The following is a 22,390-nucleotide window of genomic DNA, read 5'->3' on the forward strand; positions in this document are numbered from 1 at the left end:
TTATAAAAATAATAGATACACAGTTGTATATCTGTAAATGGTAATTAAATACTTATCGTATCTTTACTCTGCAAATAATAACACAATGATGCTTACAAAGCTAGATATACCAATGTTTAAGGTAGTATTTTTCTAAAAAAACGGCTGTTAAAATTTACGATTTTAGCGCCATCTTACAACAGCTCTTGTTTAATTTTTGCTAGCAATGCCTGACAACCTTCTTGCACCAATTCATAGGTTTCCTGAAAATCACCTGTATAATAAGGATCCGGGACATCCTTGCGATGTGCTGTTAAATCTAAAAAACGAAAAATCTTTGGCGAGTTTGGATGACCTAGTATTGTACGGATATTACGAATATTGCTTTCATCCATTCCAATAATATAAGCAAACTTTTCAAAATCTGATTGTTGTAATTGTCGACCTTGCATATCTATTGTAGAAATACCATATTCCCTAAGCTTATCCTGTGTTCCTCTATGTGGAGGTTCACCGATATGCCATGAGCTAGTAGCAGCGGAATCCACTTCAATTTTATCTTCTAAATGCTCTTTCTTCACCATGTCGCGCATGACCGCCTCAGCCATGGGTGAGCGACAGATATTACCTAAACATACGAAAAGTACTCGAATCATTTTATTTTCCTCCTACAACAAAGCACTCAAAATCAATTTGATTCTGAGTGCCATTTGCTTTTATTTTACGGGAATACGTTTTTGTAGTTCTTCTGTTAAAGCAACTAATTCATGCTCAAGGTGTTGAGTAAACTGCTCACGGCCTTCTTTACCCTTGCCTGTTACATAAAATGGCTCACCATAAATTAAATAGCCCTTACCTCGCTTCATTACATCACCCACATTACGTGCACCAACATAAGCAGCTGGAACAATTTGCGCCTTTGCCAACTGTGCGATGGTAATAGCCCCTTGTTTTAAATCTGTTCCTTCTGCACTACGAGTCCCAGAGGGGAAAATCCCAACAATTTTACCTTCCTTCAATAACTGCGAAGGAATTTTAATCACGCTTGGTCCAGGATTATCACGGTCTACCGGAAAAGCATTTAAATGCTTAACAAGCCAGCCAAGCCCTTTCATTTCAAATAATTGCTTCTTCGCCATAAAGTGAATTTCACGAGGGTACATGGCTACACCAAGGTTTAAAATATCAACATAGCCGGTATGTGTACAAGCTATAATAAACCCACCCTCTTTCGGCAAGTTTTCTTCTCCGTATACACGAGCCTTTGAACCCATTAATTTTAATATTACTTTGACAACATTTGCTGCTAGTTTATACACTGTTACATTCCTACCTTATTCAATAGTTATTCCCATTGTAATCGAAAAGACCAGTATACTGCAATTGCTGGTGACCAACTTAAACCTTCCCTACTAATAGATCCACATCAATCGTGATTTCATTTAGTTCAACGGCTGTTTGTTCTGCTTTATGCCAACCCATTGGTGTCATTTCTAATAGCGCGGGTACTAGCTCTTCCGAAAGCGGTAAAGTATAAGTTACACGTTCTACGTTTACCTCACGAAAACTATCTTGAAAACGAGCTACAATTTGTTCATTAGAGTAAGTTTCCTTGTTTGAATCTGCATATAATTGAGCACGTAGTTCCCTCAAATAACCACTTTGCGGTACAACCTTCACAAGACAGCCATTCGGTGTAAGAAGTCGTTTAAACTCCTCATAATTTGCTGGTGATAGTATATTTAAAATGGCATCGAAACTCGCTTGAGCAAATGGACTTTTAGCTAAATCCCCTACACACCAAATTTGTTGAGGATAATGACGTGCTGCAGCCAAAATGCCCTCCTTCGCTATGTCAATTCCAACGCCAATACCATGATCTCTATCATTCATAATGCGAGCTAAATGTGAGCCCTCTCCACAACCAGTATCGAGCACCGTTTTTGCAGAGCTAATAAGCTCACCGATTCGGGCTTCTACAGCATCATAAATCCCACTATCAATAACAGACTTGCGGGATTCAAAAAGGCCCTTACTATATTTAGAAGCGGCGTTATGTGTCAGCATATTGACATAGCCTTGTTTCGCAATATCAAAGGAATGGTTAGAAGTACAAACCAATCTCCCCTGCTCATAGACATGCATTGATTGCTGACAGATTGGACAAGCAAAAAGGGTGATATGTTGATCCATTAATGCCGCCCCGATCGCACGTTTCGATAATGCGCCCATTTCTATGCCTCCTTTTTGTCGTTCGGTGATACAAGAGCATAACGCTCCCATTTACGACTTTTCCATCTAAAGTATACGATAATTGCCCGCACCCATTCATCTGCTGAAATGGCTAGCCAAATTCCGACCAAGCCCCAATCCAATACAAAGACAAATAAATAGCCAAGCGGCAGGCTCATGCAAACCATTGATAGAAAACCAATTTTCACAGGGAATCTAGCATCCCCAGAAGCGCGTAAAGAGTTAATGACCACGATATTCATTGTGCGACCAGTCTCTAGCAAAATACTTAATGCTAACACGGATGCCCCAATCTTAATGACTTCTGGATTATCAGTAAATACCTGCATAAGTGGCTTACGGAATAGCGTAACGACAGCGACCATAATAATCGTAAAAGCAAATGCTGCACGAACACTTTTCCATAGCTGATGATACGCCTCATCTTTTTCTCCTGCACCTACATGACGACCAATAATAATGGCTGTTCCTGTACCAATGGCAATTGCAAATAAATATGTAAACATCGAAATATTCATAGCATATTGTCGTGCTGCTAGTGTTTCTGCTCCTAAGTATGTCGCATAATATAAAAAGATGATTTGGCAAAATTGATAAAGTACCTGTTCAAACGCAGATGGTAAACCAATGTTTAGTATTTTCCTCACATATTCCTTTGAATACTCAAAATAATATTGTAACTTTACGCGCACTTCCATTACCTGATACAGTAACCAGAAAAATACTAGGACAGCTAATCCGCGACTAATGACAGAGGAAATAGCCGCTCCTTTCACACCAAGCTCTGGTAAACCTAAATTCCCAAAAATAAGACCGTAGTTTAGCACAACATGTAAGACGTTCATGCCAAGTGAAACGTACATAGTTTGTTTTGTCCAACCATGTACACGAATAATTGCAGCGAGTGCATTAATAATAGCCTGTAAGAAAATAAAACTCCCAATGATGGCTAAGTAACTTTGTGCATAGTGGAGTACTTCTCCCTGCAAGTTCATCATTGTCATTAAATGTCTCGCAAAGAAGAAAAATAAAATACTCATTAAAAGCCCCACGACCAAATTCATCGTGACCGCTAACGCCGAGATCTTGGCTGCTTCAAAAAAGCGTCTGGAGCCTAAATACTGAGAAACAACAATAGATGCACCATTGCCCACTACCTCCAGAATCAAGATGGCAATATGGATATATTGATTGGCTGCACCTACTCCTGATACAGCATTATCCGATAAAGCACTGAGCATAAAAGTATCGGCTAGTCCCATCAACATAAATAGAAAAACCTCTAAGAAGATCGGCCATGTTAAATGGAATAGACTTAACTTATTTGTCTCTTTAATTGTGTCTGCCAATACTTTCACTTCTCCTATTTTTTCTTAAAAATCTATTGTATCTTATCACAAATATTCAGACTGTAAAGAGATTTATAGGAAGACAGCGCTTCCACATAAAAAATCCCTCTCACATCGTGTGAAAGGGTCCATTTTTAAATCAAGCAATAGGATTGTAATTGCTCTCGTTTTTCAATTGTTAGGCCAAATTCCTGCTCTAAAAACCCATTCTTTGAACCATAGCGACGATCCATCGCATCCAACGCTGCTTGTAAATAGTCTTCACGGGCGGACATTAAGGCATAAAATTGCAGTAGTTCTTGCTCATTATACTGATGCTGAATAGCCTGAGCCATTCTTTCTACCATCGGACGTAAATGTATATTAGTATCTAAATAATCCTCCATGATAGTCTCCTCAGGTACATCTAAAGCTAGTAAAATAAGTGCTCCTCCAATACCCGTTCGGTCCTTACCAACTGCGCAATGATGGACAAGACCTAGATTATTAGGATTTTGAATCGTTTGCATTAACTCTTTAAATGAAAGATTGTTAAAAGGCATTTGTGCATAAAAATCCCGAAACATCTCAGGGCTTACCACTTTATAGAAATCTCTACCACCAGCATTGGTAGGCATTTCAAAAGCATGATTACCCTTCGCTGGGATTTGTATATATTGAGCATGCGAGAACACTGGGTTAGGATTATGATACGCCTCATTGTTATCGCGATAATCAAAAATGGTTTTAATCCCTAATGTTTCAAATAGCTCTTTATCTGCCAGTGTCATTTTTCCAAGAGCAGCTGAGCGGTAAAATAAACCTTTTTTTACCCTACGCCCATCTTTTGTCTTATATCCACCCATGTCTCGGAAATTATAGACTGCCTCAAATGGAATTACCTTTGTCTCTAATTGCTCCAATCACTACACCTCCTAAGATTATTAAGCATACTTACTTTTATTTTAAAGAACAAACTACATTAATTCCAATTTTCACGCTAGGTAATAATTTAAACCACATAAAAAATGCTAGCTGAATGGCTCACAGCTAGCATGGAAACATTTCTTATTTAAATAATTCGGGGTACACAGCTTTCGCTACTAATTCTACAGCTTCACCAATACGCGGACCAGGTCGATTAGAGATATCTGTATCGATGGACAATACCGCTTTGTTTTGAATAGCTGTCACAGTATTCCAACCATCTCGTTCAAGAATTTCTCCTATTGGATCTTCTGTATCGTTTACTGTTGTTAAAATAACATCTGGATTTTTCGCAATAACATCTTCCTCATTCACTTTTGCCCAGCTATTCAAGTCAGAAAAAACATTATTAACATTAGCTGCATCTAATATTTCTTGCTGGAAAGTGCTAGAGCCTGCTGTATATATGTCTGGCTTAGGGCTAACCTCTAAATAAACATTTTTCGGCGTTTTTACGTCCTTCACCTTCGTTTGTACTTCAGCAATTTTCGCCTTGATCTCTTCATTTAATTTATTTCCTATATCAGCAACATCCATCACAGCAGCAATTTGTTCGATATCTCCATAAACATCATCGAAAGTTGTCGCAGATTGAATAACAAACACTTTAATTCCTGCGTCCTCAAGCGGCTTTAGGGCATCCTTATCACCGATTGTATAAGCAATGACAACATCTGGCTTTAACGCTATAATTCTTTCACTGTTAAAGTTCGTAGTATCAGAGACACGTTCAATTTTTTGTGCTTCCTCTGGATAAGTATCGTACTCAGTTGCTCCTACAATTTTATCGCCAACACCTAAAGCAAACAAAATTTCAGTATTACTTGGTTGTAAAGATACAACTGTTTTTGGTACTTCTTTAAACTCTATTTCCACTCCACGGTCATCTGTCACTTTATAGCTTGTTTTCTCTGCGTGTTGTGTATCTTGCGAAGCATCTTTATTTTTTGTATCTTCAGCAGTGCCACAGCCTGCTAATACCAGTGCAAGTAAGAGCACTGATAGCCATTGGAAATTAAATACTTTCTTCATTGTTATTCTCCTTTTTCTTTTTCATTGGGTAGGATTTACTAATAAACGGTATTTCAGCTATTCCAGCTTGCTGATTCATAAAAACAGCCATGACAAAACATACATTAGCTAATAAACCAAGGTAATCGAAAAGAATAGCAGGAACCTCTCGTTCTTCTGATACTTTGTGTAAAGTACGATATGATTTTTTTGCTTCACTGCGACAAAGATGTAAGGCTGCAGCGGCCTCTGTTCCTTGAGGTAAAACAAAACTTTGAATCTCTTCCTTCACATGGCGAACGTAAAAATCATAACGCTCACTTAACCAAGATAAATCCTCTTCAGTTACTGCTAATTTCCCACGAACTGAGCCATTCACATGATACGCCATAGGTAACATAAGCAATAAATCCTCAGCAACGACTTGAACATCCTCTTTTTTTACCGCAGCTAATGCAACTCCTAGATGTGTTGTAAGGCTATCTGTTCGAATTTCAAAATCGACCGTTGAAGCTTTCTCACGCATAAATGGATAACAAGAATAACGGGCATCTTTTTTCACTTGCTTCCCCCCTATTTTCTATAATGAAAAATTCTTATTTGAAAGGCATAAAAAAGTCGCTCCTTTTTGCAAAGGAACGACAAAAATAACATAATGAGCCATCAAACTGGACAAAGCCTATGTATTTGCCGTATATCCTCCTAGCTTCCGAGAAGTTTTTATACGTTCAAATAAAGGTCGGTCTCCTGGCTTGTACAGTTCGTCACATGAAACGAATGTGTTATAAAGGACCTTCCCATCTTCTTTGAGATAGTGGTAAATCTTTATAATGGCTGCACTTACAGTTGCGGAAACAGCTCCGGTTTTTCACCGGATTCCCGATTATGCTAATTAGCACCTTTATTCTGCAAGAATATTTCATTTGTAAAGCAGTTTATCATATATGCTTCAGAAAAAATAGCTGTACTCAGTTTTAAAATATAGCAATGTTTCTACTTGAAGAGAAAACCCTAACAAATTTTTACATTATTAAGAAATTTACTATAATAGTGTTTCAATTGCTTTTTCAATATCGAGCTGTGAATCTGTTGGTTCAAAGCGTGAGACGGTCTTACCATTAGCATCTACTAGAAATTTTGTAAAGTTCCAGCGAATATTACGACCATCTAAAAAGCTTGGGGCAAGTTGAACAATTGCTTCTGCCAACATTTTCTCCTGCATACTTGCCTTCCCAAACTCTCGGTAATCCACTTCATGCTTTAAATAATTAAAGAGTGGATGGGTAGCCTCTCCATTTACCTGTACAAGCTCAAAAATCGGGAATGTGACCCCATAGTTTACCTTGCAGAGATGCTTAGTTTCCTCCCCATCTTCAGGATTTTGATGGCCAAATTGATCACAAGGGAATCCAAGAACTACAAAATTCTCTTTTCCATATTTATCATACATTTTCTGTAAGTCTTCAAATTGATATGTAAATCGGCATTGGTTTGCCGTGTTAACAATTAACATTGTTTTTCCACGATATGTTTCCATCGATAAAATTTCGCCATTAGGCTTCCGAACTAGATAATTATAAATGCTCATGCATAATCCCCTTTTTTCATTCATTATAGTTGACTATTCTACCGCTCATCAAAGAATTTGCACAAAAAAACACCACCTCGCTACTTTGAACGGATGGCTGACTTATACTTCTTTTTATATTTAGCATCTTGTTCTTCATTAATTAAACGATGGGCAATATCTAATAATTTCGAGTCATTTGTTTGATCATATAGCTTTTTAAATGACATAATAATATCCTGACGAATAAGAGATGGCTGTTTTTCATCTATACATGTTTGAAATCTTTTAGCTAGATACGATACAACCAAATCTCTTTGTACTGGACCCGCTTGTCCAATTTTCCAAATTGCTTGTAATGCATGCCTTGCTGTAGCAGATTGCTCATCGTAAGTCACAGCCCAAATCTTTAAAAAATCCTCCAAGACCCTTTCTTCTGGATCACTTTTTGCAGCTAAAGCGCATAAAATTTGTGCAGCACGTGCACGAGAATAACCATTATTGTATGTAAGTGCTTTTACTAGCTGTTCCCAAACTGCATATGTCCAATCTACAGGTTCCTGCATAATTTTCATTAATTCCTCGTAAGATTCATATTGAATATCGCGATCATGCTCTGTTAAATTACTAAAAAGTTGCAAAATCTCTTTTTCCATAATTCATCCCTACCTTTATTGATTCAGAACGTAATAAAATTTGATTTATGGTACACTTAACTTAATTTTTTTCGCAAAGAAGGTGAGTTTATGAATAAATTTAATGCTAGGAAATTGATTTTTCGGTTGATTGTGATTATATCCCTACTTCTAGCTGCGTATTTTGTTATCCCAGTGTCCATGCCTTTAATCCTTGCTGGGATTAGTGCATTTTTCTTAGAACCACTTGTCATGTTCGTTAAACGGAAATGGAAAATGTCACGGAAAATAGCAGTTGCTTTTATTTACATAGTGAGTGTAATAGTTATATCTATTATTTGTTATCTGTCCATTACCCAAATAATGACACAAATAATTTTACTGTCTAAGCAAGCTCCCTATTATATTTCCAAGCTATCAGATATGTGGCTTCATATGCAAGAAAATATTTCTAAATATACAGAAGACTTTCCACCTGAAGTAAGTGCTTCGCTTCAAAAAACCACAATGGATTTCATAAAGAAAGTTGAAGAATCCTTTTTAAGCTTCTTTAATTATAGCAAAGTTTCTGCCTTCTTTTCAGAGATACCCAGCCTATTCATCAGTCTTCTCGTTTATATGATTGCGCTATTCCTATTTATGCTTGATTTGCCTAAGTTAAAGCAAATCACTTATAAATATTTAAAGCCCAATACAGCAAAGAAGATAAAAATTATTTTAAATCGCTTAAAAGATGCAACACTTGGCTATATGAAGGCTCACTTATTTGTAAGCTTTATTATTGGAGGCGTCACACTCATTGGACTGCTATTAATCCAACCGAAATACGCAGTAACAATGACGATTATTATCTGGTTAATAGATATTGTACCATTCCTAGGCTCTATCATTATTCTAGCGCCATGGGGACTTTATCACCTATTGATGGGAAACACCTCTATAGCTGTAAAATTATTCATCTTAGCTGCTATTTTACTTATTATTCGTCGAGTAGTCGAGCCTAAATTAATGGGAGACCATATCGGTTTATCCACTTTACCAACATTAATTTCCATGTTCATAGGTCTACAGTTATTTGGTATTATCGGTTTACTTGTCGGCCCATTCGTTATTATTTTCTTTATAGCGTTGAAAGAGACAGGTGTCATCAAAGTAAATTTTAAAATTTAATATCCATCTAGTATGCAGGAAAATCTCTTTTCAAGAATAGAAGTTGTCGTCTTGTTTCTTTGAAAGAATAGCATTCCAAAAACAAAAAAGGCCATCTTTGTATATTTTTCTCTACAAAGATGACCTTTTTCTTATCTCAACCGTCTATATAATAGTGAGGCCTATTGAATACGTCCAAAGCCTACTAAGTATTGATTCCACCAATCAAGTGATTCAATTACGACACCATTGTTTTGAGCGTCGATCATTGTGTTATTACCTAAATAAATACCTACGTGTGCTACCCCTGAACCATAGCTGAAGAACACTAAGTCCCCAACGCGTGCTTCACCTGCTGAAATGCGTTGTGTTGCTAAATATTGTTGTGATGCTGTACGAGGTAAAGAAACACCCGCTTGCTTATATGACCATTGTACAAGACCTGAACAGTCAAAGCCTGTCGATGGGTTGCTACCACCCCAAACATAAGGGCGTCCTAGGAATTGTTTAGCTGTAGAAATGGCATCTCCTGAAGAAACAGTGCCAGCTCCTGACCCAACAATAATTTTTTGTGGTTCGCCTCCACCATTATTTTGAGTTGCTTGTATAACTGGTGTAGCTGCTTGAAGTGCACGTAAACGAGCTGCCTCTTCTTCAGCTGCTTTACGCTCAGCTTCTAAACGTTCTTCTTCTTGTTTCGTTGCAATTTCAGCTTTTAATGCAAGTGATTTCGCTTCGTTCTCAGCTTTCTTCACTTCCATTTCGCTTTCTTTTTGCTGAAGCTCTTGGAATTGTTTTTGAAGTTCCTTTTGTTTTTCATCTAATGTAGCTTTTTGTTGCTCTAAGCTTGCTTTATCTGCTTCCTGTTGATCTACTAATTCTTGGTCAGCATCCATTAATGTTTTTACCGCTACGACACGATCCATTAAATCTGCAAAGCTTTTTGCCTCAAGCACTACATTTAAATAAACACCTACAGTGTTGTCCTGTGCTTGGTATGCAGCCATACGCTCACTTAAAATTTTTGAACGTTGCTCGATACGTTTTTGTGTTTCAACAATACTAGCATCCACTTCTTTAATATCTGCTTGTACTTGTTTAAATACCTTTACTTTTGCGTCGATCTCTTGTTGTAGTTTCGTTAGTTCTTCTTGTAATTTTTTAATTTGTGCATCTATTTCAGCCTTTTTCTCAATCATTTGTTGAGAAGTTTCTTCGGCATGTACTTCTGTTGGTTGAATTGTATTAAATAATAAGCCGCCAGCTAGTGCTAATGCTAGCACCATCGACTTACGCCATTTGTTACGCTTAGCCACGTTACCTTCATTTCCCTTCATCTATCAATTTCGCTCTCGATATTCTATGTAATCACTTGAACGATTTCTATTTTAATCAAATGTTCTTATATTTATTTTAGCCTTTTAAAGTTTAGCATTTTCTACATAACTTTTATACTATTTCATGTCTATTTAATACATTAGTAAAACTCGAAATAATTCTGTAACATTCGCACTTAAACTACATTATTCTACAAAACACATTTTTCTTCTACACAAAGAAACTATTAGCTAATTCGACATTAGACCTAACAGATCTTTTGTAATGTTTTTGTAATATTTCTAGGTGCCAAAGAAAAAAGGTAGGGAAAAAATTCCCTACCTATTGCTTCATCGACCTTAAGGCTTGTATAGATAATCTCACTAACAAAATAGCACATAAAAATAAACCTAAATATGCCGCTGTGTTCAAATAGACCGCATAAGAATCGTGGATAAATTGTGAAATAGCTAAAAGAGCGACAGATATAATACCAAAAGTTATACCCACCAGCAGCAAAACAAATTGAGAAAACAAATGTGTAATAAAACGTGAATTATGTTCATCCGAAAAGACATCATGATGTAAAATGATTTTTCCGCTCTCAACTCGCTGAATGAGCTGATCGACTCTTCTAGGCATTTTACGTAAAGTCGGTATTAGCATAGATAATTCTTCTTGCAGCCGCTCCTTAGTTGCCATCGGTTCTTTAAAAGGCTTAAGGAAAGAGGCACGCATATATGTAGCAGAAAAATCCTTTGCCTCAGTAAAGATATCAAAACGTGGATCTATTACCCGTAATGTGCCATCTAACGTCACTAAGGAACGGAGAGCTAATCCTACTGCTGGATAAAATGCAAGTCCAAAATCTCTTACCACTGTAAATAGCGCGTGAATTAATTCTTCAGTTGGTATACGGTCAACATAGGAAATTTTCAGTAATATTTGGTCGATTGCCTGCTCCATTTTCGCACGTTCTGCATGATCAGCATTTTCCACCAATAATGTTAAACCATCATATAAAACACTTGAATCATTTAGTTGAATGCCCATCAGAAATAACTTTAAGCCTTCTTGCTGTGTTGCACCTAAACGTCCTACTGCGCCAAAGTCAAGCAAGACTGGTGTGCCATCTGTTTCATCTATGTGGATATTTCCTGGATGCGGGTCTGCATGAAAAATACCAGAGAATAGCATCTGCTCAAAAAATGAATAGAGTACGGTTCTTGCAAACTGCCTACGATCAATAGACAAGCGATTAAATTCAGATGCCCCATCTGCCACACTTTGTCCACGAATATACTCCATCACAATAACATTTTCATTACTGTAAGGCGTAAAAATTTTAGGAATGCGAACCTTGTAATCGCTTTTCGCCAAAGCATTCTTCACCTGTAGCGTATTACGTACCTCAATATCTAAATGAATCTCCTCACGTAACCCATCTGCAAATCCCCCAGCCAACTCTCGAAAGCCCAATGATTCTGCCCAGGTTGATTTTGTGGATAGCCAATTAGCAAATTCCTCTAAAATTTCAAGGTCATCGCGCATAATTCCCTTTACTTCTGGACGCAATAGCTTGACTACCACCTCTTCATAATTTTTAAGCCTTGCTTTATGCACCTGGCCAATAGAGGCTGCTGCAATGGGTTCCATTTGAAATTGGCTAAATATTTCGTCCATTGATTGCGGAAGAGACCTCTCTAAAATTTGTTTCACCTGCTCCTCTGATAAAGGCCTTACTCGGTGTTGAAGTCTTTCTAATTCATCAATAAAAATAGGTGAAAAAAGCTCTTTTCGTGTGGAAAGCACCTGGCCAAATTTGATGAAAATCCCACCACATTGTTCTAACGTTGCGCGCAAAGCAATTGCAAGCTCTTTTTCATTTTCTCGTTGCCTCGCATATTTAATCGTTTGTACGACACCGTTTGTAACAGCAATTTTTAATACCTGACGCAGGCGTTTCTGCTGTCGCCAATAGCTACGCAATCGTAGTATTAAAGATTTTTGGCCGTGACGGCGATCTCCATTTGTAATACCACTCGGGTCAAAAAGCTCAAATACCAAATAAAGCAACATCGAAATTAGTAGCATACTACCGATCCAAATCAGTGTGCTTACCTCGGTTACTGTTTGCATCATCGTTTCTGATAAAAAATCTGTATGGCGCAGATAAGAATACCAATACACAAAAGAGGTTAATGTCACACTAATAACAACTGACAGCACTCTTCGTACAAAATTGATATTCGAGCCAATTAATCGTCCACTCACAATATAAATCAAACCCGATACTATGAGGATTTGGGTTAAAAATTTCAAAAAGATCAACAGTTTCACCCCCTGTGCCATTTCCATTTCCTACTACCGTTAGTATAGCAAATTTGTGCACCAACTTTCTTGAAGAAGGAACACCACAGAAAATTTATTAATTTTGCACCTTGATAATATACCCTTTAGGGTATATTATTTATTTGTAGTATTTAAACTACATAATCTACTTACTTATAGAAACAAAATCTTTATTTATAAGCTTTCAAATACCCCATCATGTATTTACTAAGAAAAGGAGTGTTTACATTTGAGTAAAAAATTTTTAGTAGTCGGCGGCGTTGCAGGTGGTGCATCCACAGCTGTTCGTCTTCGTCGTCTAGATGAAAAGGCAGAAATTATTATATTTGAAAAGGGGCCGAATGTTTCATTCTCTAATTGTTCTCTCCCCTTCCATTTAAGCGGGATTGTTGAAAATAGCGACAAATTAATTTTAATGACGCCTCAAGGCTTCCAAACAAAATACAATATAGAGGCTCGTGTTCAGCAGGAAGTTGTACGTATTAACAGAGAGCAAAAAACCATCACCATTAAGGATTTAAAAACGAATAGAGATTATGAGGAAAGTTACGATACATTAATTTTATCCCCAGGAGCAAGTCCTATCGTCCCTGACTTAGAGGGCATTCAATCTAAGCACGTCTTTACTATTAGAAACGTGGCTGATATTGACCGTTTAAATTGGTATCTACAAGCAGATAATGTACAGGATATTGCCGTGGTCGGCGGAGGCTTCATTGGTGTAGAGGTAGCGGAAAATTTGAAGCTAGCAGGCTATAATATATCTCTAGTTGAATTCGGCCAACAAATTATGGCCCCTTTTGATTATGATATGGCTCAAATCTTACACAAGGAAATGACTGATAAAGGGATTCAAGTTATTGTCAATGACGGTCTTGCAAAGGTTACACCAAATAATGTGACGTTGAACTCAGGCAAACAATTGAAAGCACAAGCAGTCGTATTAGCAATTGGCGTTCGACCTGAAATCCGCTTAGCCAAAGAGGCCGGGCTAACAATTGGTGAACTCGGAGGTATCCAAGTTGATGCAAATTACGTGACGTCTGATCCTTCCATATATGCTGTGGGAGATGCGATAGAAGTATTCCATCAGCTTACCCATAAACAGACGCGCCTTGCTTTAGCCGGTCCCGCTCAACGACAAGCACGTGCAGCAGCTAATCATATGTATAACATCCCTCATCACAACAAAGGAGTCATTGGATCTTCAAGCGTACAAATTTTCGATCTCGTATGCGCGACAACAGGTTTGAACGAAAAAACAGCCCTAGCAAATGGCTTTCAAGCAAAAAGTGTTTATTTGATAGCTCCCGACAAAGTAGGACTAATGCCTAATAGTCATCCACTTCACTTTAAGCTTGTTTATGAAACACCCACAGGTAAAATACTAGGGGCTCAAGCAATAGGCAAAGGTAATGCAGATAAGAGGATTGACGTAATAGCTACCCTCATCACCATGGGTGGTACTTTAGAAGATTTAAAGGAGCTAGAGTTATCCTATTCCCCAATGTTTAGCACTGCCCGTGATATCGTTAATTTGGCAGCTCTTGTAGCTCAAAATCTATTACACGGACACTTTAAGCAGGTAAAAGTTGATGAAGTGAGGGAACTCATTGAAAATCAAGCCTTTTTCTTAGACGTTCGTGAAAAAAATGAATTTGAATCAGGTCATCTCATCAATGCACACAATATTCCTCTAAGTGAACTTCGGGTAAGAATGGATGAAATTCCGAAGGATCAAGCAGTGTATGTGCATTGCCGATCTGGTCAACGTAGCTATAATGCTGTTATGGCCCTTCAAAATAGCGGTTTTTCTAACGTCTTTAATGTAAGTGGGTCATTCCTAGGGATTTGCTTATATGAATATTTTACAGATATCACAACAAACAGAGACAAAATAGTAACTGCTTATAATTTTAAATAAATTAAAAGGGATGCCAATTATCAGCATCCCTTTTCTACGTTAGTTTGTAGACAAAACTTTTTCCCAGTCAATCGTACCATTTTTAACTTGTTCACGTTTTTCCTTAGTCATGATGTCATTTGGACGTCCGCCTTTTGGCCAGTCTTTTTCATGGTTTGCCCACTCTGGACGATCTTGCGATAAAATAAAGGCAGCTAAATCTGCAGCTTCTTGATCTGTTAAGGTCCCCGCTGCACCTATCGGCATATTATTTTGAATATAGCCAGCCATTTTTGACATACGTGCCATGCCTGCGCCATCATTAAATGAATTATCTCCCCATAAAGCTGGGCCAGTATTAGCACCAGTTCCTGCGCCATCAGCTGCATGACAGGCTATACAGGACTGTGCATAAAGCTCCTCACCATCTGCAACATTTGGCATCGGCACATTCTTCATATCACTTGTGCCCGCCCATTCACGTTTTGCTCCAATCGGAACACCTTCAGAAATATAAGCGAAATACGCCACCATAGCCTCTAGTTCATCACTATTCATTTCGAATTTTTTACCATTCATACTACGAACCATACAGCCATTAATCCGTTCTTCTATTGTAACCACACCACCTGAGCGTCCAATATACTGTGGATAATTTGCCATTACACCTACTAATGATGAGGCTTGCTCGTCATAGCCAGCACCAGCATGACAGCTTGTGCAAGATAATTGGTTGCCCACATATTCATCTGCCGCAACATGTGTGTTATTAACAAGTTCATAGCCCGTTAATATTGCTTCTTTCATTGGACCATCTGGTACTTCTTCAATACTTGGTGGAGCATAGACCACTGACTGAGCAGCTGCTGTTGTTGGTATTTGTGTTTGCACTGTCGCTTCTTTCTCACTCACATTCGAATCAACTGTAATTTTGTCACTGACAAACGTCCCAACAAAAATGGCGCCTGCTAACAGTACTGTTCCTGCTACTCCTGCTACTATAGGTTTCATCTATAATACCCCCCTTTGTATTCATACTTATATTTTAGCAACATAACAATTTATTGGATGTGATTTTTCTCACACTACCATAAAATAGAACCATTTAGATGATAAAAAAGGATAAATTATACATTTAATTTTGTTCTATAACACAGAAAACAAGACTTAATACCTCTTGCAGTATTCATTTGTTCGAAAAAAAAGCGTCAAGTACACATACGCACTCGACACCTTTAAAGTCTTTTATAGTTTACACTGTCCATCAGCACATACCGATTCTCCATTACCATTTATCATTATCGTTGGCTGAATACCAGCTATTTCTGCAGCTTGATGCAAAGTTCGCACAAACACTTCATTCGGCTCAGCCCCTTTAATACCATAACGATTTTCAAATACAAAGAACGGTACACTTTGTACGCCGAGTTGCTGTGCTTCATAGCGATCCTTGTCTAGCTCTTCACTAAAATCAGTTGAAGCTAATATTCCCGCTGCAACTTCTCTATCCAAATCTAATTGCGCAATAACTTTTAATAAGAACTCATCTTTATTCAAATCTTCACCATCTTTAAAATAACCAGCCATTAGTGCTTCCGTATAAGCTGTCGCTTTACCAAATTGCTGCGTCCATTTAGCTAAACGATGAGCCTTTTCTGTATGCGCTGTTTTCATCTTAGCAAAATCATAATGCAAACCAACTTCCGTTGCTCTCGTAGCTATACCCTCGACCATATCTTTCACTTCTTCTAGCGTGACATCATACTTTTTAGCCAGTGCCTCATAAAAAGAGGGTGCATTCACTTTCGGGATATCTGGGTCTATTTGAAATGCTTTATATTCTATTTCCACTAATCCTGTATAGCCTGCGATGCCAATCGCCCGTTCCAGTTCTCGCTTGCCAATATAACAAAATGGACATGTAAAATCAGAGAAAACTTCAATTTTCATTACCATACCCCCTTATAATATATCCATCCAAATTTTAATAGCTGTTGCTAATATAAGAACCGCTAAAATAATTTGTAGGAATTTAGTATTTAACTTGCCCCCTATTCTCGCACCTAGAGGAGCAGCTATTAGACTAGCTACAATCAAGATGAGCGCTGGATAATATTCCACTTGCCCAGTCATTAATTTACCAATAGTTCCTCCTATTGAGGAGATAAACGTAATAGCAAGGCTTGACGCAATGGTCATACGAGTAGGGATTCCTAAGACCACAAGCATGATTGGTACTAATAAAAATCCACCAGCTGCCCCTACTATCCCGGAACCGATACCAACAACGAAAGCTAATAGGGCCGACAATGGTTTATTAAATGTAACAGCCTGCATCGGTTTATCATCAATTTGCTTTTTCGGTATGAACATCATCACAGCTGCAATCAATGCAAGGATTCCATAGACCATGTTAATACCAGACTCAGATAAAAATTTTGAACCGAAGCTTCCTACAAAGCTTCCCGTTAATATGGCGCTCCCCATATAGATAATGAGCGATTTATTTAAATACCCACCTTTGCGATAGACCCAAACACCAGAAAGAGCAGCAAAAAGCACCTGAATCGCACTAATCCCCGACACCTCATGTGCCGAAAAGGCCGCAAATCCTAGTAATGGCGGTATATATAGTAGCATCGGGAAATTAATGATGGCACCGCCAATACCTAACATCCCTGATACAAATGAACCGAGAAAACCAATAAGTAAAATGGTTAAGATCCATGCAATATCCATTTAGTTTTCCTTCTTTCTGGCTGTATTCAACAAAAGGAAAGAAGGGTTGTTCTACTGTAATAGACAACCCTCAATCAGCCCTATGCTTTCTGAATGAAAAATGTAATAACGTCAGCCTCTTCAGATTGATCTAAAATGATATGACCTCCTGCTTTTGCCCAAGCAGGAATATCCGCTAAAGCTCCTTTATCTGTCACCTGAACTTCTAAAACTTCCCCAGACTTTAGGGTATCCATTGCTTTTTTTGTCTTCACAATAGGCATTGGACAAGAAAGGCCTTTTGCATCTAGTTGTAAACTTGATTTCATCATATTCTCCTTCGACTCGGCAAAAGTTGTAAGCGATTTTGCCGGTTCTTCTTGTTTTATATCTTCATGAAGGATGAGCGCCTTCAATTCACGAAATTTACATATAATCAGCATACATGCATACTCATTGCACTTTAGCATGCTTTATCGTACTGCACAGCGATTTGGTCCAATTTCCATTTCTGTTTGCTCATCTAACGCAGGTGTGATTTTCCCCATATTCACCTGACGAATTTCCTGATAAGCATTTGGTTGTGGAGGTAATTCATCTGTTACCACACGTCTAAATTCTGCTTCATCTTGAATATTTAATCCATGGTTTTGTACAAATAAATCCCCTAGTCGTCTAGCAACCGTCCCATCTTCATTCAGCTCATCAATAATCATAAAATGTGCTGGTAAGACAATAAGTTCATCAGACAATTCTCGATAACGCTTGTAAAGCGTGTCTCGTAAATCTCCAACCCAGTCATCAGCAAGGCCAGCTAAATCAGGACGGCCGATTGAATCGATAAATAAAATATCTCCTGTTAATAAATATTTGCTGTCAACCACAAATGAAGTAGAACCTATCGTATGACCAGGAGAATAGATAGCTCCTACATCTATTTTTGATGCACCGATTTGAACAGTCGTTCCATCAACTAATGGTGTATAGTGGAACATAACTTCCTCAGCGTCCTTAGGTGGCAAATAATAGGTTGCGCCTGTCATCTCTGCAATATGGCGCCCACCTGAAATGTGATCAGCATGTAAGTGTGTATCAAAAACATGTTTAATTTGGACATTTTTATGTTCTGCAAAATTTATAAACACATCTGTAAAACGTACAGCATCAATAATAGCTGCTTCACCTTCAGAAAGGACCATATAAGACAGACAGCCCTTTCCTAAGCGAACAAACTGATAAAGCTCACCACCGCCTGTTAAATCACCCACTTTAATTGGCTCTAAATATTCACTCCAGGATTTCATACCTCCAGCTAAATAGGCAACCTCAATACCTGCCTCAGCTAACATTTCAGCAACCATTAAAGACGATCCTTCTTTAGCACAAACGACTAATACATCTTTATCAGTTGGGATATTCGGTAAAATATTATCAATACCATCTAACAGTTCAAAATAAGGTATATTTAAGTACTCAAAACGATGTCCATCGATTTTCCAATCTTCGAATGCATCCGCATTACGAACATCTAAAATAAACAACTCTTCATTGTGAATAACCTTTTTAGCTACTTGTGACGCGCTCCATTTTTGAATTGACATCTCTTTTACCCCCATCGGTATTATTTTTATGTTTTTTATAGCGGAGAGGGGTGCCCTCTCCGCTTTTATAGGTAGGTCACTAGAATGTAAGTGACGGTGCTGCGTCTTTCGCGAATTCTAGGAACGTTACGGCTCCTCCAACTTCAATACCCTCTATGAAATCTTCAGTAGTTAAACTCATAACATCCATCGTCATTTGGCAAGCAATAAATTTCACACCTAATTCTTGTGCCATTTCCACTAATTGAGGAATAGCTGGCACATTTGCTTTTGTAAACCCTTCAGCATAGTGTTCTGCTCCAGCTGGCATTGGTAATGCATGCATACCTTGCTTATGAATTAGGTTCAAACCTTCAAATGTAAAGAAGATAGCTACCTCTTTCTCAGAAGCTGCCGCAGCTGTTGCGATATTAAATACCTTATACGCATCAAATAAACCACCGTTACTTGCAATGATTGCTACTTTGTTCGACATATTAAAATTCCTCCAATTTAAATGTTTTTTGTTAAATCACCTGACCAGGATGTCATACCTGGTAAGACGTTAAATACTTTCGTAAAACCACGTGAAGCCAGCTTTTGCGCAGCCATGTCACTGCGTTTTCCAGTACGACAAATAACATATATCTCCTGCTCTTTATCAAGCTCAGAAAGTCGTGTCTCCAGTTCGCCCATTGGTATCGATTTTGCTCCCGCAATATGCCCAAAAGCGAATTCCGCTTCCTCACGTACATCTAGAATTATTCCATTACGACTTGTGATTTGCTCTAAATCAATTGTTTGATCAAACGTCATTTCTTCTATTTGGTCGTTTGTACATTTACGAATATAGTGTTTCAGTACACCATCATCTTCTAAAGTACCAATATACTGATGACCTACAGTTTCAGCCCATGCCGCAATATCAGCTTTTGACCCTTTATCTGTCGCAGCTACTTCTAAAATTTGACCATCTACTAAATCAGCCATCGCTTTTTTGGTTTTCACAATCGGCATCGGGCAAGAAAGACCCTTGGCATCTAGCTGAAAATCCGCCTTCATACTTTCCATAACCTCCACATACCTGTAAGGGTATTATTTTATTCAAAAAAAATATAGATATAAAACTATAACTGTACTTTGCCCTCCCAAGCTAACATACCACCAGTCATGTTAGTTACATTAAAACCATGACTTTCTAATAGTTGAGTAGCCCGAGCACTTCGTCCACCTGATCGACAAACCATAATATACGACTCCCCCCTATTCAATTCATGTAGTCGAAACTCTAATAAACCTAGCGGGATATGAATAACGCCTGGGATGTGACCAGCCTCTACTTCATCTACCTCTCGCACATCAATAAGATTCAGCTTCTCTCCTTGCTCCATCGTTTGCTGAACTTCTCTGGCTGTAATTTCCTTCATTTTTTTCTCCTCCTAGTATGCACTCATTCCACCACGAACATTAGAAACACGCTCAAAGCCTTGCTTTTTCAGTTGCTTACAAGCCTGACTACTTCGCATGCCACTCTGACAAATAACTATGATCTCTTTATCCTTCGGAAGATTTTCAAAGCTTGATCCAAGCGGAACATTTTTAAATTGCGAGATATGCCGACCTTTATACTCAGCAGGCGTGCGTACATCGATAAATAGCTTATCCTTATCATTCAGCATATCTTTTAATTGGGTTGTAGAAATTGATTGAACGCCTTTCGCTGGCTTCATTCGCCAAACGAAAAAGGCTGCCACAAGCGCGATAATAATCCATATTTCCATATGATCAGTCCTCCTTTTTATACAATTATGGGTATATCAAGTTATCGACTTTTCACGACCAAATCCATCGCCTCTTGGATAGCAGCATTCATTTTTTCAGCATTACCTTCAGCAGTCGATACACAATCTAATAAATTTTCACTTACAATGACACCGATCGTCCGGTCAACAGCAGAACGCACGGCAGATAGCTGTGTAATCACATCTTTACAACTTTGATCTTCTTCCATCATGCGTAAAATACCCCGCATTTGACCTTCCATACGTTTCACACGATTTGCAGTGTTTGAACCATACGCCATTCTGTTTTGCCCCCTTTCAAACGATAGCTTCAACTTCCTTACGAGATTTATATTATACCCCTATAGGTATATTGTCAATATAAAGCTTCAATCTTTTTTTTAATGCTGCACTTGCGAGTCACAATGTTCTGCCTATTGCTTTAACCTCAACTATCTGCTTCCTTATTATTTCAACAAAAAACCCTGCTACGAGTTATTACTCATAGCAGGGAGTTTATTTTTTATTTAGCTAATTGCATGGCTGGTCCAAAGAATTCATAGTGAATTTTTTCATCTTTCACGCCAATTTCCTGTAAATTTTTAATAACCGCTTCCATAAAGCCTACAGGGCCACATACATATACATCTGCATTATCAGCTACTTTTTCAGCCAGCAATTCTTTTGTAATAAGCTTGTCTTCATCAGAGTATAAAGCTGTATAGGATGCATTCGGTAATACGTTTACTTTCTCTTGAATGTCATCACTGAATGCTACAACCTTCTCATTACGAGCACATTGGATAAAGTTCACTTCATTCACTGCATTATCATTTAAAGATTGCAGCATACTGTTTAAAGGTGTTACACCGATACCGCCACTTACAAATGTAATTGGTGCAGCCGTTTCTTCTAACACAAATAATCCGGCTGGAGCACTTACATCTACCAAATCTCCAACTTGTAAGTGATCATGAATATAATTTGACACTTTACCATTTGGCGTATGGTCACTTTCACGTTTCACCGAAATACGATAGCCATCTTCTGCACTCGCTTGTGAAAGTGTATATTGACGGTTCATTAAATACTCTTCTCCTGGCACTTTCACTCGAATAGAGATGTATTGACCTGGTTCATAAGTTGGTAGTGGTGATCCATCTTCATTAACAAAATAAATAGAAGTTACTAAGTCACTTTCTACAACTTTTTTTGCCACTTTTAATGGTTTAAATAGACGCCAACCACCATTGTTCTCAGTTTTTTGGTATAACTCTTCTTCTACTTGAATGAAAATATCTGCGATAACGCCATAAGCCTCGGCCCATGCACCAATAATGTCATCAGTTGCTGCATCACCAAGTACTTCTTTAATCGCTTTTAATAAGTTTTCACCCACGATTGGGTAATGTTCAGGTAAAATTCCTAAACTACGGTGTTTATGTGCAATAAGCATTACTGCTGGTAAAATCGCTTCTAAGTTTTCAATATGAACTGCTGCAGCGTAAACAGTATTAGCTAATGCTGTTTGCTGGCGGCCTTGTTCTTGGTTCGTGTGATTAAAAATATTTAGTAATTCTGGATGAGCTTGAAACATATTTTTGTAAAACGTCTTTGTGATTTCAACACCATGAACTTCTAATACAGGTACTGTTGCTTTAATAATTTGAATTGTTTCTTGTTTTAACATATCGCTTACCATCCTTTCGTGATTACAATATAACGCTTTCATTCTCTTAAAGCAATATATAAAATACATCTTTAACAAAATAGACATATTTGATGTATTCTAAATACATCTTTAAAAATAGGTTGAAGATATTATACTTC

General features: G+C 37.9%; 24 protein-coding genes and 1 riboswitch. Of the genes, 2 read left to right on the top strand and 22 right to left on the bottom strand.

The annotated features are described in order from the left end of the window. Positions 1 to 173 precede the first annotated feature (173 nt). From NY607_RS15460 to NY607_RS15500, 9 genes are all read right to left on the bottom strand, one after another. On the bottom strand, positions 174 to 635 hold the full coding sequence (locus NY607_RS15460; RefSeq protein WP_259419928.1) for a low molecular weight protein-tyrosine-phosphatase: 462 nt from the start codon (positions 633 to 635) through the stop codon (positions 174 to 176). Between the two features lie 60 nt (positions 636 to 695). Then, positions 696 to 1,298, bottom strand: coding sequence for a lysophospholipid acyltransferase family protein (locus NY607_RS15465; protein WP_048394163.1), 603 nt, complete (start codon positions 1,296 to 1,298; stop codon positions 696 to 698). A 79-nt stretch (positions 1,299 to 1,377) separates the two neighbouring features. Continuing rightward, complete coding sequence (locus NY607_RS15470; protein WP_237898811.1) at positions 1,378 to 2,211, bottom strand: putative RNA methyltransferase; 834 nt, start codon at positions 2,209 to 2,211, stop codon at positions 1,378 to 1,380. A 2-nt stretch (positions 2,212 to 2,213) separates the two neighbouring features. Beyond that, complete coding sequence (locus NY607_RS15475) at positions 2,214 to 3,581, bottom strand: MATE family efflux transporter (protein WP_259419929.1); 1,368 nt, start codon at positions 3,579 to 3,581, stop codon at positions 2,214 to 2,216. A 134-nt stretch (positions 3,582 to 3,715) separates the two neighbouring features. Beyond that, positions 3,716 to 4,483: a tyrosine-protein phosphatase gene (locus NY607_RS15480; RefSeq protein WP_259419930.1), complete on the bottom strand. Its 768-nt coding sequence runs from the start codon at positions 4,481 to 4,483 to the stop codon at positions 3,716 to 3,718. A gap of 145 nt (positions 4,484 to 4,628) precedes the next feature. Continuing rightward, positions 4,629 to 5,579 (bottom strand): ABC transporter substrate-binding protein, encoded by a 951-nt coding sequence (locus NY607_RS15485; protein WP_237898814.1) that lies wholly within the window; start codon positions 5,577 to 5,579, stop codon positions 4,629 to 4,631. Further along, positions 5,563 to 6,120 (bottom strand): hypothetical protein, encoded by a 558-nt coding sequence (locus tag NY607_RS15490; RefSeq protein ID WP_131520910.1) that lies wholly within the window; start codon positions 6,118 to 6,120, stop codon positions 5,563 to 5,565. Before NY607_RS15490 ends, NY607_RS15485 begins: the two co-directional genes overlap by 17 nt. A gap of 158 nt (positions 6,121 to 6,278) precedes the next feature. Beyond that, positions 6,279 to 6,476: riboswitch (cobalamin riboswitch) on the bottom strand. 124 nt (positions 6,477 to 6,600) lie between these two features. Further along, positions 6,601 to 7,146, bottom strand: a complete 546-nt coding sequence (locus NY607_RS15495) for a glutathione peroxidase (RefSeq protein WP_131520911.1) — start codon at positions 7,144 to 7,146, stop codon at positions 6,601 to 6,603. Positions 7,147 to 7,226: 80 nt separating this feature from the next. After that, positions 7,227 to 7,781 carry a hypothetical protein gene (locus tag NY607_RS15500; protein ID WP_131520912.1) on the bottom strand — a complete coding sequence of 185 codons (555 nt, stop codon included), beginning with the start codon at positions 7,779 to 7,781 and terminating at the stop codon, positions 7,227 to 7,229. A gap of 90 nt (positions 7,782 to 7,871) precedes the next feature. On the opposite strand from NY607_RS15500, the gene ytvI reads away from it, so the two are divergent. Next, positions 7,872 to 8,930, top strand: coding sequence for a sporulation integral membrane protein YtvI (gene ytvI, locus NY607_RS15505; RefSeq protein ID WP_131520913.1), 1,059 nt, complete (start codon positions 7,872 to 7,874; stop codon positions 8,928 to 8,930). Positions 8,931 to 9,091: 161 nt separating this feature from the next. Here the strand turns inward: ytvI and NY607_RS15510 are convergent, their stop codons facing one another. Both NY607_RS15510 and NY607_RS15515 read right to left on the bottom strand, forming a co-directional pair. Beyond that, a complete protein-coding gene (locus NY607_RS15510) occupies positions 9,092 to 10,246 on the bottom strand; it encodes a C40 family peptidase (RefSeq protein ID WP_004231877.1) in 1,155 nt (384 codons plus the stop codon). 322 nt (positions 10,247 to 10,568) lie between these two features. Beyond that, on the bottom strand, positions 10,569 to 12,557 hold the full coding sequence (locus tag NY607_RS15515) for an ABC1 kinase family protein (RefSeq protein WP_131520914.1): 1,989 nt from the start codon (positions 12,555 to 12,557) through the stop codon (positions 10,569 to 10,571). A gap of 250 nt (positions 12,558 to 12,807) precedes the next feature. Here NY607_RS15515 and NY607_RS15520 point away from each other — a divergent pair, with 250 nt between their 5' ends. After that, positions 12,808 to 14,502 (top strand): FAD-dependent oxidoreductase, encoded by a 1,695-nt coding sequence (locus NY607_RS15520; RefSeq protein WP_259419931.1) that lies wholly within the window; start codon positions 12,808 to 12,810, stop codon positions 14,500 to 14,502. 39 nt (positions 14,503 to 14,541) lie between these two features. Here NY607_RS15520 and NY607_RS15525 read toward each other — a convergent pair whose 3' ends face one another. The 11 genes from NY607_RS15525 to hmpA all read right to left on the bottom strand — a co-directional run bounded on the left by NY607_RS15525 (position 14,542) and on the right by hmpA (position 22,250). Beyond that, positions 14,542 to 15,492, bottom strand: a complete 951-nt coding sequence (locus NY607_RS15525) for a c-type cytochrome (protein WP_259419932.1) — start codon at positions 15,490 to 15,492, stop codon at positions 14,542 to 14,544. Between the two features lie 234 nt (positions 15,493 to 15,726). Then, positions 15,727 to 16,431, bottom strand: coding sequence for a DsbA family oxidoreductase (locus NY607_RS15530; RefSeq protein WP_259419933.1), 705 nt, complete (start codon positions 16,429 to 16,431; stop codon positions 15,727 to 15,729). Positions 16,432 to 16,443: 12 nt separating this feature from the next. After that, positions 16,444 to 17,220 carry a sulfite exporter TauE/SafE family protein gene (locus tag NY607_RS15535; RefSeq protein ID WP_259419934.1) on the bottom strand — a complete coding sequence of 259 codons (777 nt, stop codon included), beginning with the start codon at positions 17,218 to 17,220 and terminating at the stop codon, positions 16,444 to 16,446. A gap of 80 nt (positions 17,221 to 17,300) precedes the next feature. Continuing rightward, the gene (locus tag NY607_RS15540; RefSeq protein WP_131521045.1) at positions 17,301 to 17,528 is read right to left on the bottom strand and encodes a sulfurtransferase TusA family protein; all 228 of its coding nucleotides are present in this window, start codon (positions 17,526 to 17,528) and stop codon (positions 17,301 to 17,303) included. Positions 17,529 to 17,672: 144 nt separating this feature from the next. Then, a complete protein-coding gene (locus NY607_RS15545; RefSeq protein ID WP_259419935.1) occupies positions 17,673 to 18,800 on the bottom strand; it encodes an MBL fold metallo-hydrolase in 1,128 nt (375 codons plus the stop codon). A 79-nt stretch (positions 18,801 to 18,879) separates the two neighbouring features. Beyond that, complete coding sequence (locus NY607_RS15550) at positions 18,880 to 19,275, bottom strand: DsrE/DsrF/DrsH-like family protein (protein WP_016992899.1); 396 nt, start codon at positions 19,273 to 19,275, stop codon at positions 18,880 to 18,882. A gap of 17 nt (positions 19,276 to 19,292) precedes the next feature. Then, positions 19,293 to 19,841 carry a sulfurtransferase TusA family protein gene (locus NY607_RS15555; RefSeq protein WP_237901019.1) on the bottom strand — a complete coding sequence of 183 codons (549 nt, stop codon included), beginning with the start codon at positions 19,839 to 19,841 and terminating at the stop codon, positions 19,293 to 19,295. Positions 19,842 to 19,906: 65 nt separating this feature from the next. Next, positions 19,907 to 20,206 carry a rhodanese-like domain-containing protein gene (locus NY607_RS15560; RefSeq protein ID WP_131520920.1) on the bottom strand — a complete coding sequence of 100 codons (300 nt, stop codon included), beginning with the start codon at positions 20,204 to 20,206 and terminating at the stop codon, positions 19,907 to 19,909. Positions 20,207 to 20,218: 12 nt separating this feature from the next. Further along, positions 20,219 to 20,560 carry a rhodanese-like domain-containing protein gene (locus tag NY607_RS15565; RefSeq protein WP_131520921.1) on the bottom strand — a complete coding sequence of 114 codons (342 nt, stop codon included), beginning with the start codon at positions 20,558 to 20,560 and terminating at the stop codon, positions 20,219 to 20,221. Between the two features lie 41 nt (positions 20,561 to 20,601). Then, the gene (locus NY607_RS15570; RefSeq protein WP_004231849.1) at positions 20,602 to 20,862 is read right to left on the bottom strand and encodes a metal-sensitive transcriptional regulator; all 261 of its coding nucleotides are present in this window, start codon (positions 20,860 to 20,862) and stop codon (positions 20,602 to 20,604) included. Between the two features lie 221 nt (positions 20,863 to 21,083). Further along, positions 21,084 to 22,250: an NO-inducible flavohemoprotein gene (gene hmpA, locus NY607_RS15575; protein ID WP_131520922.1), complete on the bottom strand. Its 1,167-nt coding sequence runs from the start codon at positions 22,248 to 22,250 to the stop codon at positions 21,084 to 21,086. Positions 22,251 to 22,390: the final 140 nt, after the last annotated feature.

It is taken from the genome of Lysinibacillus sp. A4 (assembly GCF_024919535.1).
GTDB lineage: Bacteria > Bacillota > Bacilli > Bacillales_A > Planococcaceae > Lysinibacillus > Lysinibacillus capsici.

Coding starts and splice junctions, on each gene's coding strand:
- NY607_RS15555 (WP_237901019.1), bottom strand. CDS start 19,841: ATGAAGGCGGATTTTCAGCTAGATGCCAAGGGTCTTTCTTGCCCGATG.
- NY607_RS15460 (WP_259419928.1), bottom strand. CDS start 635: ATGATTCGAGTACTTTTCGTATGTTTAGGTAATATCTGTCGCTCACCC.
- NY607_RS15540 (WP_131521045.1), bottom strand. CDS start 17,528: ATGAAATCAAGTTTACAACTAGATGCAAAAGGCCTTTCTTGTCCAATG.
- NY607_RS15510 (WP_004231877.1), bottom strand. CDS start 10,246: ATGAAGGGAAATGAAGGTAACGTGGCTAAGCGTAACAAATGGCGTAAG.
- NY607_RS15485 (WP_237898814.1), bottom strand. CDS start 5,579: ATGAAGAAAGTATTTAATTTCCAATGGCTATCAGTGCTCTTACTTGCA.
- NY607_RS15530 (WP_259419933.1), bottom strand. CDS start 16,431: ATGAAAATTGAAGTTTTCTCTGATTTTACATGTCCATTTTGTTATATT.
- hmpA (WP_131520922.1), bottom strand. CDS start 22,250: ATGTTAAAACAAGAAACAATTCAAATTATTAAAGCAACAGTACCTGTA.
- ytvI (WP_131520913.1), top strand. CDS start 7,872: ATGAATAAATTTAATGCTAGGAAATTGATTTTTCGGTTGATTGTGATT.
- NY607_RS15500 (WP_131520912.1), bottom strand. CDS start 7,781: ATGGAAAAAGAGATTTTGCAACTTTTTAGTAATTTAACAGAGCATGAT.
- NY607_RS15570 (WP_004231849.1), bottom strand. CDS start 20,862: ATGGCGTATGGTTCAAACACTGCAAATCGTGTGAAACGTATGGAAGGT.
- NY607_RS15560 (WP_131520920.1), bottom strand. CDS start 20,206: ATGAAGGAAATTACAGCCAGAGAAGTTCAGCAAACGATGGAGCAAGGA.
- NY607_RS15535 (WP_259419934.1), bottom strand. CDS start 17,220: ATGGATATTGCATGGATCTTAACCATTTTACTTATTGGTTTTCTCGGT.
- NY607_RS15525 (WP_259419932.1), bottom strand. CDS start 15,492: ATGAAACCTATAGTAGCAGGAGTAGCAGGAACAGTACTGTTAGCAGGC.
- NY607_RS15470 (WP_237898811.1), bottom strand. CDS start 2,211: ATGGGCGCATTATCGAAACGTGCGATCGGGGCGGCATTAATGGATCAA.
- NY607_RS15545 (WP_259419935.1), bottom strand. CDS start 18,800: ATGTCAATTCAAAAATGGAGCGCGTCACAAGTAGCTAAAAAGGTTATT.
- NY607_RS15495 (WP_131520911.1), bottom strand. CDS start 7,146: ATGAGCATTTATAATTATCTAGTTCGGAAGCCTAATGGCGAAATTTTA.
- NY607_RS15550 (WP_016992899.1), bottom strand. CDS start 19,275: ATGTCGAACAAAGTAGCAATCATTGCAAGTAACGGTGGTTTATTTGAT.
- NY607_RS15565 (WP_131520921.1), bottom strand. CDS start 20,560: ATGGAAATATGGATTATTATCGCGCTTGTGGCAGCCTTTTTCGTTTGG.